Annotated in this window: 12 protein-coding genes; 3 read left to right on the top strand and 9 right to left on the bottom strand. The window is 71.9% G+C overall.

The window, feature by feature from the left end; all coding sequences use genetic code 11:
• Positions 1-248: 248 nt before the first annotated feature.
• Complete coding sequence (locus ACZ6K0_RS05360) at positions 249-1256, bottom strand: glycoside hydrolase family 18 protein (protein ID WP_376402306.1); 1008 nt, start codon at positions 1254-1256, stop codon at positions 249-251.
• 151 nt (positions 1257-1407) lie between these two features.
• Here ACZ6K0_RS05360 and ACZ6K0_RS05355 point away from each other — a divergent pair, with 151 nt between their 5' ends.
• A complete protein-coding gene (locus tag ACZ6K0_RS05355; protein ID WP_469227794.1) occupies positions 1408-3516 on the top strand; it encodes a TPM domain-containing protein in 2109 nt (702 codons plus the stop codon).
• Positions 3517-3575: 59 nt separating this feature from the next.
• Positions 3576-4283, top strand: coding sequence for a PspA/IM30 family protein (locus ACZ6K0_RS05350; protein ID WP_376402300.1), 708 nt, complete (start codon positions 3576-3578; stop codon positions 4281-4283).
• Between the two features lie 59 nt (positions 4284-4342).
• On the opposite strand, the gene ACZ6K0_RS05345 is transcribed toward ACZ6K0_RS05350, so the two are convergent.
• The 6 genes from ACZ6K0_RS05345 to ACZ6K0_RS05320 all read right to left on the bottom strand — a co-directional run bounded on the left by ACZ6K0_RS05345 (position 4343) and on the right by ACZ6K0_RS05320 (position 11257).
• Positions 4343-6910: a SpoIIE family protein phosphatase gene (locus tag ACZ6K0_RS05345; protein WP_469227796.1), complete on the bottom strand. Its 2568-nt coding sequence runs from the start codon at positions 6908-6910 to the stop codon at positions 4343-4345.
• Between the two features lie 144 nt (positions 6911-7054).
• Positions 7055-7477 (bottom strand): ATP-binding protein, encoded by a 423-nt coding sequence (locus tag ACZ6K0_RS05340; protein ID WP_376402295.1) that lies wholly within the window; start codon positions 7475-7477, stop codon positions 7055-7057.
• 143 nt (positions 7478-7620) lie between these two features.
• Positions 7621-8091, bottom strand: a complete 471-nt coding sequence (locus ACZ6K0_RS05335; protein WP_469227797.1) for a (deoxy)nucleoside triphosphate pyrophosphohydrolase — start codon at positions 8089-8091, stop codon at positions 7621-7623.
• 40 nt (positions 8092-8131) lie between these two features.
• Entirely contained in the window at positions 8132-8311 is a 180-nt protein-coding gene (locus ACZ6K0_RS05330; protein ID WP_376402289.1) for an SPOR domain-containing protein, read from the bottom strand.
• 154 nt (positions 8312-8465) lie between these two features.
• Positions 8466-10223 carry a purine-cytosine permease family protein gene (locus tag ACZ6K0_RS05325; RefSeq protein WP_376402286.1) on the bottom strand — a complete coding sequence of 586 codons (1758 nt, stop codon included), beginning with the start codon at positions 10221-10223 and terminating at the stop codon, positions 8466-8468.
• 281 nt (positions 10224-10504) lie between these two features.
• Positions 10505-11257, bottom strand: coding sequence for a GntR family transcriptional regulator (locus tag ACZ6K0_RS05320; RefSeq protein WP_024760850.1), 753 nt, complete (start codon positions 11255-11257; stop codon positions 10505-10507).
• A 295-nt stretch (positions 11258-11552) separates the two neighbouring features.
• Here ACZ6K0_RS05320 and ACZ6K0_RS05315 point away from each other — a divergent pair, with 295 nt between their 5' ends.
• Positions 11553-12896: a glycoside hydrolase family 18 protein gene (locus tag ACZ6K0_RS05315; protein ID WP_469227800.1), complete on the top strand. Its 1344-nt coding sequence runs from the start codon at positions 11553-11555 to the stop codon at positions 12894-12896.
• 131 nt (positions 12897-13027) lie between these two features.
• Here ACZ6K0_RS05315 and ACZ6K0_RS05310 read toward each other — a convergent pair whose 3' ends face one another.
• Together ACZ6K0_RS05310 and ACZ6K0_RS05305 are read right to left on the bottom strand one after the other, a co-directional pair.
• Positions 13028-14206: a DUF4190 domain-containing protein gene (locus ACZ6K0_RS05310; protein ID WP_469227801.1), complete on the bottom strand. Its 1179-nt coding sequence runs from the start codon at positions 14204-14206 to the stop codon at positions 13028-13030.
• Between the two features lie 191 nt (positions 14207-14397).
• A complete protein-coding gene (locus ACZ6K0_RS05305; RefSeq protein ID WP_469227803.1) occupies positions 14398-15972 on the bottom strand; it encodes a S8 family peptidase in 1575 nt (524 codons plus the stop codon).
• Between the last annotated feature and the right edge of the window lie 162 nt (positions 15973-16134).

The following is a 16134-nucleotide window of genomic DNA, read 5'->3' as shown; positions in this document are numbered from 1 at the left end:
ACCACCACCAGACCCGGGAGCCGGCGGAACCTGACAGCCGCCGGCTCCCGTCACATCCGCAGTGGGGAGCTGGACCCTTCATGGATCGTCGTACGTTTCCGACCGCAGCGAGCACGGCCTGCTGCGGACGATGCTGCCGGAGCACGGCCAGGAGCAGGTTCCGGGCGGCGGCTACGAGACGATCGAGCATCTGAGCGCCGCCACCTGGTGCGGGGCCGGGGCCGGTCCGGGGCCGGTCCGGGGCCCGCTCAGTGCCAGTCCTCGCGGTAGGCCGCCCAGTCCCCTTCCTCCGCGGCGAAGTCGACGTACAGCGCGACGCCGAACCGCTCGCGGTCGTGGTCCGTGCGCCCGAGGCCGAGCCTCGTGCCGCGGATCGCGGCGGCGACGGTCTCCGCGTTCTCGTGGTGGCCGAGGTCGTCCTCGTGGAAGAAGGGGAGGCCCATCAGCAGGTCGGTGGATTCGGGTGTCACTTCGAGGGCGAGGCTCGTCTGCTGGGCGACGTAGCCGCCGTACAGGCCCTCCAGTGGCATCCACGTGTCGTACGACATGACGGCGATCTGGTCGACGCGCCGGGCGACCTGCCCGAAGAACTCCTGGGACCACCACTTCTCGCTGCCGCTGAGCGCGCCGTTCACCGAGTGCGCGGCCGGCACCGGGTCGATCTGGTGGGCGGCGACCGAGAGCGGCACCTTCCGGGCCCGGGTCAGCTCGCCGAGGTCGTCGAGGAGCGACAGGTAGTTCCCGTCGTCGGAGAGCAGCGGCTCCAGGTCGAAGTGGACCCCGTCGAAGCCGGCGTCCAGGATCTGCCGGGCCGAGGTGACCACGGCCGCCCGGGATTCGGCCTTGTCCAGGCGCAGCCCGTCGGGTCCCTCGGTGGCGAGGACGTCGCCCAGCCACGCCTGCACCCGTATCCCGGGCATCGTGCGGTGGACCGCGTCGATCAGCCACTTCGCCCGGGGGTACTTGGCCGCCGGCAGGGTGCCGTCGTGCCGCAGCGGTCCGGCGTGGACGTACAGGTCGCGGATCCCGGTGCCCTTGATCCGGGCCGCGAACGCCGCGAGGTCGGCGTCCTTCTTCCGCCCGTCGACCCAGGCGTGCCCGAGCCAGATGGCGTCCTTGCCCCGGGTCCGCGCGTCCTCCCTGACGTCGCCGGTGTAGTTGAGACGCAGCGCGACCGCTCCGGTGAGCAGGGGCAGGACGAGCACCAGGGCCAGTGCGAGGACGAACCAGCGCCCCCGCCGCCATATGCCTCTCAACCGTCGGTTCACCCGAGCCCCCCAAGAGCCGTCGTGTCACTGGGGCCACCGTAGAGGCGGCCACAGACAGTGACGTCGTACGGGCTCGAACGGTTTCCGGACGGCGCCGGTCCGGTCGCGAAGGCTCATACCGGGACATAGCCTCCACTTTGTGACGCGAATAGCCACCCGAGCCCTTCTCGCGGTACTGGTGGCGGCGTGGTGGCTCATCGTGCCCGCCGTTCACGGTGCCCACGCCGACGATCCCGTCGCCCTGTCCCGCGAGGGGCAGATCACCGACCGGGTGGGAGCCCTCGGCGACCGCCGCCCCTCCGTGGTCCAGGCCCTCGACCGGCTCTACGACGACCGGCGGGTGCAGCTCTTCGTCGTGTACGTACGGGACTTCTCCGGGCGCTCGGGACAGAGCTGGGCCGACGCCACCGCGGAGCGCAACGGCCTCGGCGTCGAGGACCTGCTGCTCGCCGTCGCCACCCACGACCGGCAGTACGGCCACTCCGTCGACCCGGCCTCACGCTTCACCCAGGAGCAGCTGGACGACGTGGCCCGGACCGCGATCGAACCGGCCCTGCGGCAGAACGACTGGGCGGGCGCCGCCATCGGCGCGGCGAACGGCTACAACGCCGTCCTCGCCGGCCTGCCCGTCCCCACTCCGGCGATCACCCCCGGTCCCGCCGACCCCGGCACCGCGGCCGACGACGGCACCTCGGCGACCGACCTGGTCCTGCCGGTGGTGCTGGTCGGCGGCGCGGGGGCCGTGGCGGCCTACGCGTACACCAAACGGCGTCGGCGGACCGAGACCCGCACCACCCCGCAGGGCGGCCAGGGCTGGGGCGCGCCGAAGGAGCCCGCACCGCCGTCGCTGGAGGAGCTCGACGGTCAGGCCCGGCTGACGCTGGTCGCCACCGACGACGCCGTCCGCACCAGCCAGGAGGAGCTCGGCTTCGCGTCCGCCCAGTTCGGCGAGGAGGCGGTGCTGCCCTTCACCGAGGCGGTCGCCTTCGCCAAGGAGCAGCTGACGGCCGCCTTCCGGCTGCGGCAGAAGCTCGACGACTCGTTTCCCGAGGACGACTCGACCCGCCGGTCCATGCTCGACGAGATCCTTCGGCGCTGCGCCGAGGCCGACGCCCGTCTCGACGCCGAGAGCGAGGACTTCGACCGGCTCCGGGCCCTGGAGCGGACCGCTCCCGAGGCGCTGGCCACGGTCGAGGCCGCGTTCCGTGAGCAGACCGGGCGCATGGGGCTGGCCGAGGCGGCGCTGACCGCGATGCGCGAGCGGTACGCGGAATCGGCCGCGTCGCCCGTCGCGGGCGACATCGAGCAGGCGAAGGACCGGCTCGTGTTCGCGACGACCCACGTCAACCAGGCCCGCCAGCAGATCGACGCCGGGGACAACGGCGCGGCGGCCGTGCACATCCGGGCGGCCGAGGGCGCCGTCGACCAGGCGGCCCGGCTCGTCGAGGCCGTGGACCGGCGGGCGCAGGAGCTGGCGGAGGCGGTGGGCAAGCTGCCGGGCGCGCTCTCCGAGACGGACGCGGACCTCGCGGACGCCCGCGGCCTGTTGAAGGGGACGGCCGAAGGGGTCTCCACCGCCGATCTCCAGGGCCGGATCGCCCGGGCCGAGTCGGTGGTCGCCGAGGTGCGGCGCGGGGTGGAGGCCGGGCGGTACGACCCGATCGGCGCGCTGCGCCGGGTCGAGGAGGCCGACGCGGCGCTCGACGAGGCGCTGGAGGGCGCGCGGGAGCGCGAGTCGGGCACGCGGCGCGCCCGTGCGCTCCTCGATCAGGCGATGCTGACGGCCCGTTCGGCGATCGGCGCGGCCGCGGATTACCTCACCACCCATCGGGGCGCCGTGGGCAGCGAGGCCCGTACGCGCCTGGCCGAGGCCCAGCGCCGCTGGGAGAAGGCGCGTGCGCTCGCCGACGCCGAAGACCCGCAGACCGCGCTCGCGGAGGCTCAGCAGGCGGACGCGCTGGCCCGGCGTGCGCAGGAACTCGCCGAGCAGGACGTCCGGACGTATGGGAACCCGAACGGCTTGGGCGGTGTGACCGGGGTGGGGGGAAGCGGTGGCGGCGGGCTCGGCGGTGCGGTGCTCGGCGGCATCATCCTCGGCGGACTGTTCGGCGGGGGAAGGGGAGGCGGACACGGGGGGTTCGGTGGAGGTTCGGGTGGGGGCTTCGGGGGCGGAGGTTTCGGCGGCGGGCCCGGCAGTTTCGGCGGCAGTGGCACGCGCGGCCGGCGGGGCGGCGGCGGCCGGTTCTGAGGAGCGCGCGTTCCGCGTCCCCTTTTCCTTTTTCCTGTCCCTCTCCAAGGAGAAGAGCCATGAGCAAGCAGACCGTTCTCGGCCGGGTCACCCAGCTGGCGAAGGCCAACATCAACGCGCTGCTGGACCAGGCGGAGGATCCGCAGAAGATGCTGGACCAGCTGATCCGCGACTACTCGAGCAACATCTCGGAGGCGGAGGAGGCGGTGGCCGCGACGATCGGCAACCTCCGGCTGATGGAGCAGGACCATCAGGAGGACGTGGACGCCGCGAAGGAGTGGGGCGGCAAGGCGCTGGCGGCCAGCCGGAAGGCGGACGAGCTGCGGGCCGGCGGGCAGGCCGCGGAGGCGGACCGGTTCGACAATCTGGCGAAGGTGGCGCTGGGCCGCCAGCTCCAGTCGGAGAAGGAGGCGCGGACGGCGGAGCCGACGATCGCCTCGCAGACCGAGGTGGTGGACAAGCTGCGGACCGGCCTCGACCAGATGAAGGCGAAGCTCGGCGAGCTCCGGGCGAAGCGCGACGAGCTGGTCGCGCGAGCCAAGTCGGCGCAGGCGCAGAACCGCATGATGGACGCGGTGAAGGGCATCGACGTCCTCGACCCGACGAGCGAGCTGAGCCGCTTCGAGGACAAGGTTCGCCGGGAGGAGGCGAAGGCGATGGGCAAGCAGGAGCTCGCCGCCTCCTCCCTGGACGCCCAGTTCGAGCAGCTGGACGCGCTCGGCGACAGCGCGGAGATCGAGGCCCGGCTGGCCGCGCTCAAGGCCTGATCCGGTCCTGGCTCGGGCGGGCGGTGCGGTGCGCCGCCGCCCGCCGTGGACGGTGTCGGTCAGAACATGCTGAGGAGCTGTTCCACCGTGGGTTCGGCCGTCCCCCCGCCGTCCGGCAGGGCCAGTTCGAACCAGACGGTCTTGCCGCGCGGGGTGCGCCGGGATCCCCAGGAGGAGCTGAGCAGCCCGACCAGCTGGAGGCCGCGACCGCCCTCGTCGGTGTCCCGGGCCCGTCGGCGGCGCGGCTGGACCAGGCCCGCGTCCCAGACCTCGCAGACGAGGGTGCGGTCGCGCAGCAGGCGCAGGCGGATCTCTCCCTCGCCGTAGCGCAGCGCGTTGGTGACGAGCTCGCTGACGAGGAGTTCGACGGTGTCGACGAGGGGTTCGAGGTCCCAGGCCTTCAGCTGGGTGCGGGCCAGTTCGCGGGCCCGGCCGACCGAGCGGGGCTCCCTGGGCAGCCGCCAGTCACCCACGGCCTCGCTGGGCAGGCCCTGGATCCTGGCCATCAGGAGGGCGATGTCGTCCTCGCCGTGGCCGGTGTCCAGGCTGGTCAGGACCCGGTCGCAGACGTCTTCGAGCGGGCGGGCCGGATCGGTGAGGGCGCGCCGGAAGGCGCTGAGCCCCTCGTCCAGGGGATGGTCGCGGGACTCGACGAGCCCGTCGGTGTAGAGGGCGAGGAGGGCGCCCTCGGGCAGTTCGACCTCGACCTCCTCGAAGGGCTCGCCGCCGACCCCGAGCGGCATCCCGGGGGGTACGTCGAGCAGCAGGGCCTCCTCGCCGGGTTCGACGAGCACGGGCGGGAGGTGGCCGGCGTTGGCGAAGGTGCAGCGGCGGGTGACCGGGTCGTACACCGCGTAGACGCAGGTGGCGAGGTAGACCTCGGAGAGTTCGGGGCCGCGGGACTTGTGGGTGCGGGACTGCTGGGTGCCGATGGGGGCGCCGAGACCGCGGGCGATCTCGTCGAGGTGGGAGAGGACCTCGGCGGGCTCCAGGTCGAGCTGGGCGAGGGTGCGGACGGCGGTGCGCAGTTCGCCCATGGCGACGGCGGCGCGCAGGCCGCGGCCCATGACGTCGCCGATGACGAGGGCGGTGCGGTGGCCGGGCAGTTCGATGACGTCGAACCAGTCGCCGCCGACCTCGGTGGCGGTGGTGCCGGGGAGGTAGCGGCAGGCGATGTCGAGTCCCGCGGCCTCGGGGTCGCCGGGCGGGAGGAGGCTGCGCTGGAGGATGAGGGCCCGCTCGTGCTCGCGGCGGTAGAGCCGGGCGTTGTCGATGCAGACGGCGGCGCGGGCCGCGAGTTCGACGGCGAGGGCCCGGTCGCGCTCCCCGAAGGGTTCGCTGCCCTTGGTACGGGAGAACTGGACGAGGCCGACGACGGTGTCGTGGGCGACCATCGGAACGACCAGCGTGGACTGGACGAGGTCGCCGTCGGCGCCCGGCACCGTCCGGATCCGACCGGTCCGCAGCGCTCCCGCGCACGGCGAGTTGAACGGGTAGCGGTGGACGGCCCCGACCTCGATCGGTACGGGTCCGCAACAGCCGCTGCCCGCCCCCTGGCCCTCGTCGGTTCTGAGGGGCGTGTCGGCGACGGCGCTGGCGAAGGCGACCCTGCGGAGCTCGGCGCTGCCCGCCCCGTAGCCGACGTCGTGGGAGCTGCCCCACCGGCCGGGCGGTGCTTCGTCCCCGGTGAGCAAGCCTTGGTAGAGGTCGACGGAGGCGAGGTCGCAGAAGCCGGGGACGGCGACGTCGAGGAGCTCGCGGGCGGTGGCCTCCAGGTCGAGGGAGTTGCCGATGCGGGCGCCGGCCTCGTTGAGGAGGGCGAGGTTGCGGCGGGCGCTCGCGGCTTCGCGGGCGGCGTTGTGGCGGCGGGTGACGTCGATGCCGAGGCCGGCGACGCCGACCGGCCGGCCGGAGCCGCTGTGCACGCGATAGAGGTTGATGGACCAGTGGCGGCGGTCCCGGGCGCCGGGGGCGGCGCCGATGATCTGGAAGTCGGTGACGGACTCGCCCGTCTCCAGGACCCGCCGGAGGGCGGCGGTCATCCGGTCGGCCTCGGACCGGGCGAGGTAGTCGTGGACGGTCCGGCCGCGGTGGTCGTCGGCCGAGCCGCCGAAGACGGTGGCGAAGCGCTGGTTGGCCCGTTTCACGGTGAGGTCGGTGCCGAAGAGGAGGAAGCCGAAGGGAGATTGACCGAAAATCGCCTGGGAGGCGGCGAGGTCCGTCTCGATGCGGCGCAGGGCGCGCACATCGACGACGATGCACAGCGCGGCCCGCTCGCCGGTCTCGGTCTCGCTCGGCATGACGTACATCTCGGCGATGCCGTGCGGATGTTCCTCGCCCGGCATGCGGAAGGGGACGAGGCCCGTCCACTCCTTGCCGTCGAGGATCTCCTTGACCCGCCTGTGACCGCGCTCGCGCAGGTCGGCGGGCATGAAGGCCTCGACCGGGTCCTTGCCCCTGGCCTCTTCGGCGGTCACGCCGAAGAGGTCCACGGCTCGCCTGCTCCACTGCTCGACGAGGCCGTCCGGCCCGATCGAGAAGGACGCGACCCGGATGTAGTCATAGATGGAGCCGGGCGGGCTGCTCTGCCACACGAAGCCGCTCGCCGTCTCGGATATCTCGCTCACGCGACCGTCCCCTCCAGCTCACCGCACCGGACCGGCCATGCCCGCAGTATTCAATACGGCAGGCCCCGACGGCACGACGTTCACGATCACAGGGTGGTCTCGTTCGCTTCGGACCGAGTGCCGGTGATCGTTGTCCCACCCTGTTTACTCACCAGGGAGAGCCAGCTCGAACCATACGGTTTTGCCCGTACTTCCTTTACGGGTCCCCCAGCGCCGTGCGGAACAGGCCACGAGTCCGAGTCCGCGGCCCCCTTCGTCCTCCGGTCCCGCGGGTCTCTCCGTCGGGGGATCCGGAAGTGGATCCGAAACCTCCACGAGCAGCGCGGAGTGCGGGGCGGGTCCGGCGCCGTCGGAGCGGGGGCGGACCAGGCGGACGCCGATCGGCCCGGAGGCGTATCGCAGGGAGTTGGTCACCAGCTCGCTGACCAGCAGGACGGTCACATCACCGAGGGCCGCGTCGAGCTCCCAGGCCCTCAGGGTCTCGCGCACCGCGTGGCGGGCGGTGCGCACGGCATTGGCCTCTGCCGGGAAGTGCCACTCGGCACAGTCGCCGTCGGTGTCGATCACACCCGATCACTTCCCCAGCCGTGTGTCAGCAGGAAGGCCCGCGTCCCCTTCCAGGGGATCAATCAGGACATACCCGATATTTGGTGCGGGATATCGTGTCGGGCGCAGCCGTGGGCGCACGGTGGCACGAACGGCGTAGAGACTCAGTCGCGCGCTCCGTCGACAGGAGCCGGCGGGAGCCTCAGGGCGGCCTCGGCGACGGCCGGGCGGTCCTGGTCGAGCCAGTCGACCGAGTCCAGCTCGTGCCGGGAGAGCCAGCGCAGCTCGTCGTGGTCCTCCAGCGGGCGCGGTTCGCCGGAGAGCAGCCGGGCGGTCCACACCCACAGGACGTATCCGGGCTTCAGCGGCCACTCGCCGGGGATGCGCTCGCCCGGCTCCGTCTCGACGCCGAGCTCCTCGCGCAACTCTCTGACCAGGGCCTCTTCGGGGCTCTCGCCCGGTTCGAGCTTGCCGCCGGGGAGTTCCCAGCGGCCGGCGAGCTCGGCGGGGGCGCTGCGGCGGGCGGCGAGCAGGCGCCCCCGGTCGTACACGGCCCCCGCGACGACGACCACGACACCGGGGTCGGTGCCGTGGGGCGCGGTGGGGCCGGTGGGGTCGGTGGTGCGTTCCGTCATGGGCGCGAGCGTAGCCCGGGCCGGACGGCGCCCGCCGGACTCAGAGGGCCGGGGTGCCGATGCGCTCGACCCAGTAGAGCTGCCGGTGACCGCGGTCGTCGAGGCTGTCCGCGATCTTCTGGGCTTCGTCCTTGGTCGCATACCGCCCTACGCGGTAGCGGTTGCCGTTGTCGTCCTGCCGTATGACAAGCCAGGGAAGATCGGCGCCGCTGTCGCTCATCAGGCTTCTCCCTCCGCCGGTCCGGGCATCTCCAACGATCTCCAGGAAACCGCAATCCGCATATGCCGGAGCTTACGCCTGACCTTCACACAGCGGATATGAGTTTTCACAAAGAGATACGGATCGGCCGGTAACCGACGGAGGGAGGCCGAAGCTACGCGCCGGGGGCAGCCCGGGGAACGGTCGGCAGTGGCAGCAGGACGGGGGCGCCGGCGCCCTCGGGCTCCTTGCGGCAGACGTCGCCGCACTCGGCGTCGAGCGAGCAGCAGAGGGAGCAGACGGGGCCGGACCGCACCGGGCAGTCGGCGATGTCGGGCAGCTCGTACGCCGTCTCGCACTCCGCGCAGGTGTGGGTCGCCCGCTCGTCGGCCACCGCCGCGTCCGGTCCGTTCACCGGGTTCGGGCGGGCCAGGTAGTAGCGGCCCTTGGTCGCCCAGGCGATCAGCGGGCAGAGGACGAGGGCGAGGGCGGCGGCGATGAACGTGGAGAACGCCTCCGCGTACGTACCGAAGAGACCGAAGAAGGCGAGGATCGAGACGGCCGAGGCGATGACCATGGCGCCGAAGCCGGCCGGGTTCACGGCGTACAGATAGGCGCGCTTGAACTCGATGTACGGGGGGCTCCAGCCGGCCCTCTTGTTGATGACGAGGTCGGCGGCGACGGCGACGATCCAGGCGATGCCGACGTTGGAGTAGAACCCGAGCAGCTTGTTGAGGGCCGCGAACATGTTCATCTCCATCAGCGTCAGCGCGATGGCGAGGTTGAGGAAGATGTACCAGACGCGGCCGGGGTGGCGGTGGGTGACGCGGGAGAAGAAGTTCGACCAGGACAGCGATCCGCTGTAGGCGTTGGTGACGTTGATCTTGATCTGGGAGACGATCACGAAGACCGCGGCCGCGGGCAGGGCGAAGGAGCCCAGCCAGGGCTTGAGCGCTTCGATCTGCGGGGCGATCGGCTCCAGGGCGTGGGTCTTGCCGACGGCCTCCAGGGCGACGAACGCGAGGAAGGCGCCGCCGAGCTGCTTGGCCGCGCCGATGACGACCCAGCCGGGTCCGGCGGCGAGCACGGCGAGGTTCCACCGGCGCTTGTTGGCCTCCGTCTTCGCGGGCATGAAGCGCAGATAGTCGGCCTGCTCGCCGATCTGCGCGATCAGGGAGAGCGCGACGCCCGTGCCGAGGCCGAAGCCGATCCACGAGAAGCCCGCGCCGGCCCCCTCCGTACCGCCGAAGGAGCCGAAGGCGCCCCAGGCGTCGGGGGCCTCGAAGGCCAGGACGGCGAAGGGCAGCACCAGGCCGATGAGCCAGATCGGCTGGGTCCAGGCCTGCACCTTGGCCAGCGCGCCCATCCCGCGGAAGACGATCGGGATGACGATCAGCGTCGTGACCAGGTAGCCGATCTCGACGGGGAGACCGACGGCCTGGTGCATGGCCTGGGCCATGATCGAGCCTTCGAGCGCGAAGAAGATGAAGGTGAAGGAGGCGTAGATCAGGGAGGTCAGCGTGGAGCCGAAGTAGCCGAAGCCGGCGCCCCGGGTGATCAGGTCCATGTCCAGGCCGTACTTCGCGCAGGCCCGGGCGATGGGGATGCCGGTGAGGAAGATGATCGCGGCGGCGGTGAGGATCGAGGCGAGGCCGCTGCCGAAGCCGTAGGTGAAGACGATCGAGGCGCCGATCGCGAAGTCGGCGAGGTAGGCGATGCCGCCGAGGGCCGTGCCGGCCACGGTGGCGGGCGACCAGCGCCGGAAGGAGTGCGGTGCGTAGCGCAGCGAGTAGTCCTCGCGGCTCTCGTCCGCGGCCAGCTTCGCGTAGCTGCGGCGGGGCCCGGGCGGCGGCGTGACCTCGTCCGGCACCTGGAGGGTCTGGGAGGTGCCCCCACCCGGCTCCGGGGTGGGTGTGGTGACCGTGTCCGTCATGAGGGCTCCTGTCGTCCGACCGGATCGCGGGTACGGAGCAGGAAGGTAGGAGCCGGGCATGACGACTTGTCGCGGTCCGCGATTGCCGGGCGGTTACGCGGACTGACGCCCCGTTAACTCCCGGTCAAGCGGCCCGGACAGCCGGGTCCGCTCACCGGTCGGCAGGACATCCGCGGACCCGGCACGCCGGGGCAGGGCCCGACCGACCCCGACAGGCAGGACACCCCGGGCAGGACCCCCGGGCAGGACACCCTGGGCAGGACCCCCGGGCAGGACACCCCTCAGCGGACCGGCAGGTGGTAGGAGATGCGGTAGCGGTCGGCCGGGACCACGACGTCCGCCGTCTCGACGGCCCGTCCCGACGCGTAGTACGTCCGCTCGACGACCATGACCACATGGCCCGGCACCCCGCCGAGCGCGAGGAGCTCCTCGGCGAGGCCGGGGCGGGCGCCGACCTCCTCCACCACGTTGTCCACGACCACGTCGATGGCGGCCATCCGCTCGACGACGCCACAGCCTCCCAGCGGGCCCTCCTCGGGCAGCATCACCGGTGTCCGGCCGGTGACCGCGAGCGGCTCCCAGGAGGTGGAGACCATCATGGGCTCGCCCCCGTCCCGGTAGACGTACCGCGTGCGCATCACGCGCTCCCCCGGCTCGATGTCGAGCCGGGCGGCCACCTCGGCGCTCGCCGGCTCCTGCTCGCTGCGCGACTCCCAGGTCCCCCGGGCCCCCTCGGCCGCCTGCTCCTGCCGGAACGGGGTGGCGCCGGACGCCGGGCGGTAGCCGGAGCGGGCGATCCTGCGCGGCACCGGGCGCTCCCGCACGTACGTCCCCGAGCCGGAGCGGCCCTCCACGAGCCCCTCGGCCATGAGCACCTTGCGGGCCTCCAGCGCGACGGTGTCCGACACCCCGTACTCCTCGCGGATGCGCGCCTGCGACGGGAGACGGGTGTGCGGCGGAAGCGAGCCGTTGGCGATCTTCTCCCGCAGATCGCTCGCCACGCGCAAGTAGGCGGGCTGCTCACCGAATGTCACTGGACACTCCCCTCAGGTTGACTGTCAGCTACAGACTGACAACCGACGGTCGCAATCCGCAAGCATGGGCCAAAGTTTCACTCGAAGTGATGACGCGCCGGTCGCAGGCCTTGCTGCCCACGGTCACCGCGAGTAGGCGCCGCCGGACCCCCGTCGCGCCCCCGCCTCGCCCCCATCCCGCCCCCACCGCACCTCTTGACCTTTATTGGTACAGACCAATACGTTCCTGCCTGCACGCTCCACCTCGCACGCTCCACCTCGCACGCGCCATCCCGCCTCGCACAGGAACGAGCCCATGCGCCCCAGAGCCCTGACCAAGCTGACCTTCGGCGCCGCCGCAGCGGCCACCCTCGGCCTCCTCGCCACCCTGGCCCCCACGGCCGAAGCGCACCAGCCCTCGCACCAGCCCTCCTCCCCCACCCACTCGCTGAAGCGCATCGGGTACTTCACCCAATGGGGCATCTACGGGCGGGACTTCCAGGTCAAGGACCTGGAGACCAGCGGCACGGCCGCGAAGCTCAGCCACATCAACTACGCCTTCGGCAGCGTCGGTTCGAACGGGAAGTGCCTCATGGGCAACGTGCCCGGCTCCGACCCGTGGGCCGACTACGTGCGCCCCGTCGACACGGCCGATTCGGTGGACGGCGTCGCCGACACCGCCGAGCAGCCCCTCGCCGGCAACTTCAACCAGCTGCGCGAGCTGAAGGCGAAGAACCCGGGCCTCAAGGTCATGATCTCGCTGGGCGGTTGGAGCGGATCGGCGTACTTCTCCGACGCCGTGCGCACCGACGCCGGCCGCAAGACGCTGGTCGCCTCCTGCATCGACACGTACATCAAGGGCAACCTGCCCGTCGACGGTGCCCGCGGCGGCGCCGGAGCCGCCGCCGGCCTCTTCGACGGCATCGACCTCGACTGGGAGTGGCCCGGCTCGGACGGCGCCCCCGGGAACGTGATCCGCCCCGAGGACAAGCCCAACTTCACCAAGCTCGTACGGGAGTTCCGCACCCAGCTCGACTCCTACGGGCGCTCGCTGCCCCAGCGCAAGCGCTACGACCTCAGCGCGTACGTGCCCACCGCCCCCGCCAAGATCGACGCGGGCTTCGAAGTCGCCAAGATCATGCGGGACTTCGACTTCGTGAACCTCCAGGGCTATGACTTCCACGTCTCCGGCGAGACCACGACGGCCCAGCAGTCCGCGCTCTTCGCCAAGGACGACTGGAGCGTCGACGGGACCGTGAAGTCCTGGCTGCGGCGCGGCGCCCCCGCCCACAAGCTCGTCGTCGGCATGCCCTTCTACGGCCAGGGCTGGACCGGCGTCACCGGCGGCGGCGACGGCCTCGGACAGCCCGCGACCGGACCCGCCCCGGCCACCTGGGCCGCCGGCTCCGAGGACTACAAGCACCTCAAGACGCTCGCCGACTCCGGTACGTACACGCTGCACCGCGGCTACCGGAACGGCCACGCCTGGCTCTTCGACGGCACCACCCTCTGGACCTACGACGACCCCACCGTGCTGCGCACCAAGGCGACCTACGTCCGCCAGCGGGGCCTCGGCGGGGCCATGATCTGGTCCCTCGACGGCGACACCCCGGACGGTGAGCTGATCACCGCGATCGACCGGGGCCTGACCCGACGCTAGGCCCTCGCCGGAACACGCACGACGGGGCCGGGCCTCCCAAAGGAGACCCGGCCCCGCAGTCCGTACCCGGCCCCGCAGTCCGTAGGCCGTACCCGGCCCCGTACTCGTACCCGTACGCCCTCCGCCGCCCGTCAGGCCGAGCTGCTCGCCCCGTCGTGCACCGGCGGCGTGTCCGTCAGGCCGAGCCCGGTCCGTGCCTTCGCGCCCAGGTCCTCGGGCAGGGTGTCCCAGGCCGTGTCGTACGCCTCCCAGTAGGCGTCCGCGTCGGCCGCCCCCGCCAGCTTCCGCCACTGCTTCGCGGCCGCGTCGAGCTGCTTGCCGAGCGCCGCGACCGGGGCCGTGGAGGCGCCGGGCCAGTAGTGCTCGCCCAGACCGGCGCGCGCCGATCCGATCGCCGCCAGCATCTCCCCGGCCCATGCCTTGTTGGCCGCGAAGTCCTCGTCCGGGTCGTCCTCCGGCTCCCGGAAGCCGACCGTCTCGATCGGGTTGACGGTCTTCAGGAAGTGCTCCTGGTCGGCGGTCAGGGTGCTCGCGTCGGACCGCACCGAACCGGAGAACGACCCCTCGCCGCTCGCGAACGCGCAGATCACGGTCCGGTCGCCGAGGCGCCAGCTCTGGCTGCTCGGCATGTAGTAGTACACCGAAACGTCCACGGGGACGCCCCAGGTGTCCAGCGCGTAGGCGGAGTTGATCGTGTCGCAGCGCTTCTCCGCCACCCCGTCGAGCTCCGACTCGCCGGGCCACTTGTCGTAGCCGGTGAGCTTGAAGGTGCCGGTGACCTCGCCGTCGTGCGGCTTCGCGCAGTCGACGATCTCGACGTCCGTCGCGTACTCGTCCTTCAGCTTGCCGTCGTCGCCGAAGCACTGGCCGGTGCGCAGCTCGAACGGCGACTTGGTGCGCGACGCCTCGTCCACGCCCTCCTTGAAGCCGTGGACGGCCGCGCCGATGCCGCCGGTCACGAGGCCGAGGACGAGCAGCAGGCAGCTCACGACGGAGAGGACGATGCCCGCGATCGCGAGCCCCTTGCCCGCCTGGTCCCTCTTCCTGATCTGCGGAAGGGCGATCAGGCCGAGGATCAGACCGAGGGGCGGGAGGCAGCAGACGATGCCGGAGACGAGGGAGCCGATGGCGAGCCCGTTGGTGGTCCGCCTGGGCTGCCCGTAGGGGGCGGGCATGCCGGGCGGGACGCCGTAGGGACCGGCCGCGTACGGCCCTCCTGGCGAGGTGTACGGGCCGGGGGCGGGCCAGCCCTGCTGCTGCGGGGCTCCTTGGGGCGACGAGGGCTGCTGGGGCGGCTGGGTCGGCTCCACGGCTGACGTGCTCCTGTTGGGGCGGGTTGGGGCTGCTCGGGGCGCCTCGGGGCGGCTGATGCGAACAGGCGAACGAGCGCGCATCGTACGCGGTGAGCCCCCGCACCAACCGACCCGGGGTACGCCGAAGGGGCGGCCGCCCGCGGGCGACCACCCCTCACCCTTCAGCTCCTACGGGTACCGGGACAGGCTCAGAACTGCAGGCCCCAGGAGTCGATCTTGCCGGTGTCGGCGTTCGCGTTGTCCGTGACGCGCAGCTTCCACGTGCCGTTGGCGACCTCCGAGGAGGCGTTCACGGTGTACGTGGTGTTGATGTTGTCCGCGCTGCCACCCGTACCGAAGGCCTTCAGCGTGTACGCCGAGCCGTCGGGGGCGATCAGCTGGACCTGGAGGTCACCGATGTAGGTGTGGACGATGTTCACCGGCACCTGGAGGGCGGAGGGGGCGTTGCCCGTGACGCCGCTGACGGTGACCGGGGACTCGACGGTCGTGTTGTCGGCGATGGCGAAGTCCGCGGTGTTCTCGAACTTCGGGCCGGTGGGCGGGGTGGTGGTGCCGCCGCCGACGAAGAGCAGCCGGTTCGGGGAGCCGGTGCCCGGGTTGGTGACGACGTTCGGGGTGGCGGCGGTCGTCAGGGCCGTGGAGACCTGGGCCGGGGTCGCCGTCGGGTTGCCCGCGAGGTAGACGGCCGCGGCGCCCGCGACGTGCGGGGACGCCATCGACGTACCGGAGATGGTGTTGGTGGCGGTGTCGCCGGTGTTCCAGGACGAGGTGATGGAGGAGCCCGGCGCGAAGATGTCCAGGACCGTGCCGTAGTTGGAGAAGCTGGACCGGGCGTCGGTGTTGGTCGTGGAGCCGACCGTGATGGCCTCGGAGACGCGCGCCGGCGAGTAGTTGGAGGCGTTGGCGCTGTCGTTGCCCGCGGCGACCGCGTACGTGACGCCGGAGGCGATCGAGTTGCGGACGGCGGCGTCGAGGACGGTGTCGACGCCTCCGCCGAGGCTCATGTTCGCGACGGCCGGCTTGACGGCGTTCTGCGTCACCCAGTCGATGCCCGCGACGACCTGCTCGGTCGTGCCGGAGCCGGAGTTGTCGAGGACGCGGACGCCGACGATCTTGGCCTTCTTGGCGACGCCGTACGACGTGCCCGCGACCGTACCGGCGACGTGGGTGCCGTGGCCGTGGCCGTCCTGGGCGGTGTTGTCGTTGTCGATGGCGTCGTAGCCGTTGAAGGCGCGGCCGCCGAAGTCGCTGTGGCTGATGCGGACACCGGTGTCGATGATGTACGCGGTGACGCCCTGGCCCGCGGTGTCCGGGTAGCTGTAGCTCTGGTTCAGCGGGAGGGCCTTCTGGTCGATCCGGTCGAGGCCCCAGGACGGCGGGGAGGGCTGCGTACCGTCGATCGTGAAGACGCGGTTCTGCACGACGGACTTCACGGCGGGGTCGGCCGCGAGCTTCTTCGCCTGCGCCTCGGAGAGCTCGACGGAGTAGCCGTTGATCGCCGAGGTGTACGTCCGCTTGATCTTCGCGCCGAACTTGGCGGCGACCGCCCGGCCCTTGGCGGTCTCCGCCTGCGCGGACTCGTCGAGGGTGACGATGTAGCTGCCCGCGATGGTGCCTTCGGCTCCGGCGTTCTCGATGACGCCCTCCGCGGCGGCCGGTGAGGCGACGGCCGGGAGGGTGGAGGCGGAGCCGAGGGCGAGGGCTGCGACGGCGATGGCCGCGGCCGTGGCTATTCGGCGACGTGAATCACGCATCACTGACATGTGAGGGGTCCTCCTCATTGGTGGTGCGTTGCTGTGGGGGAAGGCATGAGCATGACAAGACGGCGCGAGGTGTCCACGCCGCTTCCCATGTCCGGCTGCCGAGCGAAAGATTGGCGGATCCATAGGAATCACACAAGGGTCACGCCGGGGCCGACACAGCCG

This window comes from Streptomyces sp. NPDC042346 (assembly GCF_055581845.1).
The sequence above is the reverse complement of the archived record's forward strand: the minus strand, read 5'-3'. Positions and strand labels throughout refer to the sequence as shown.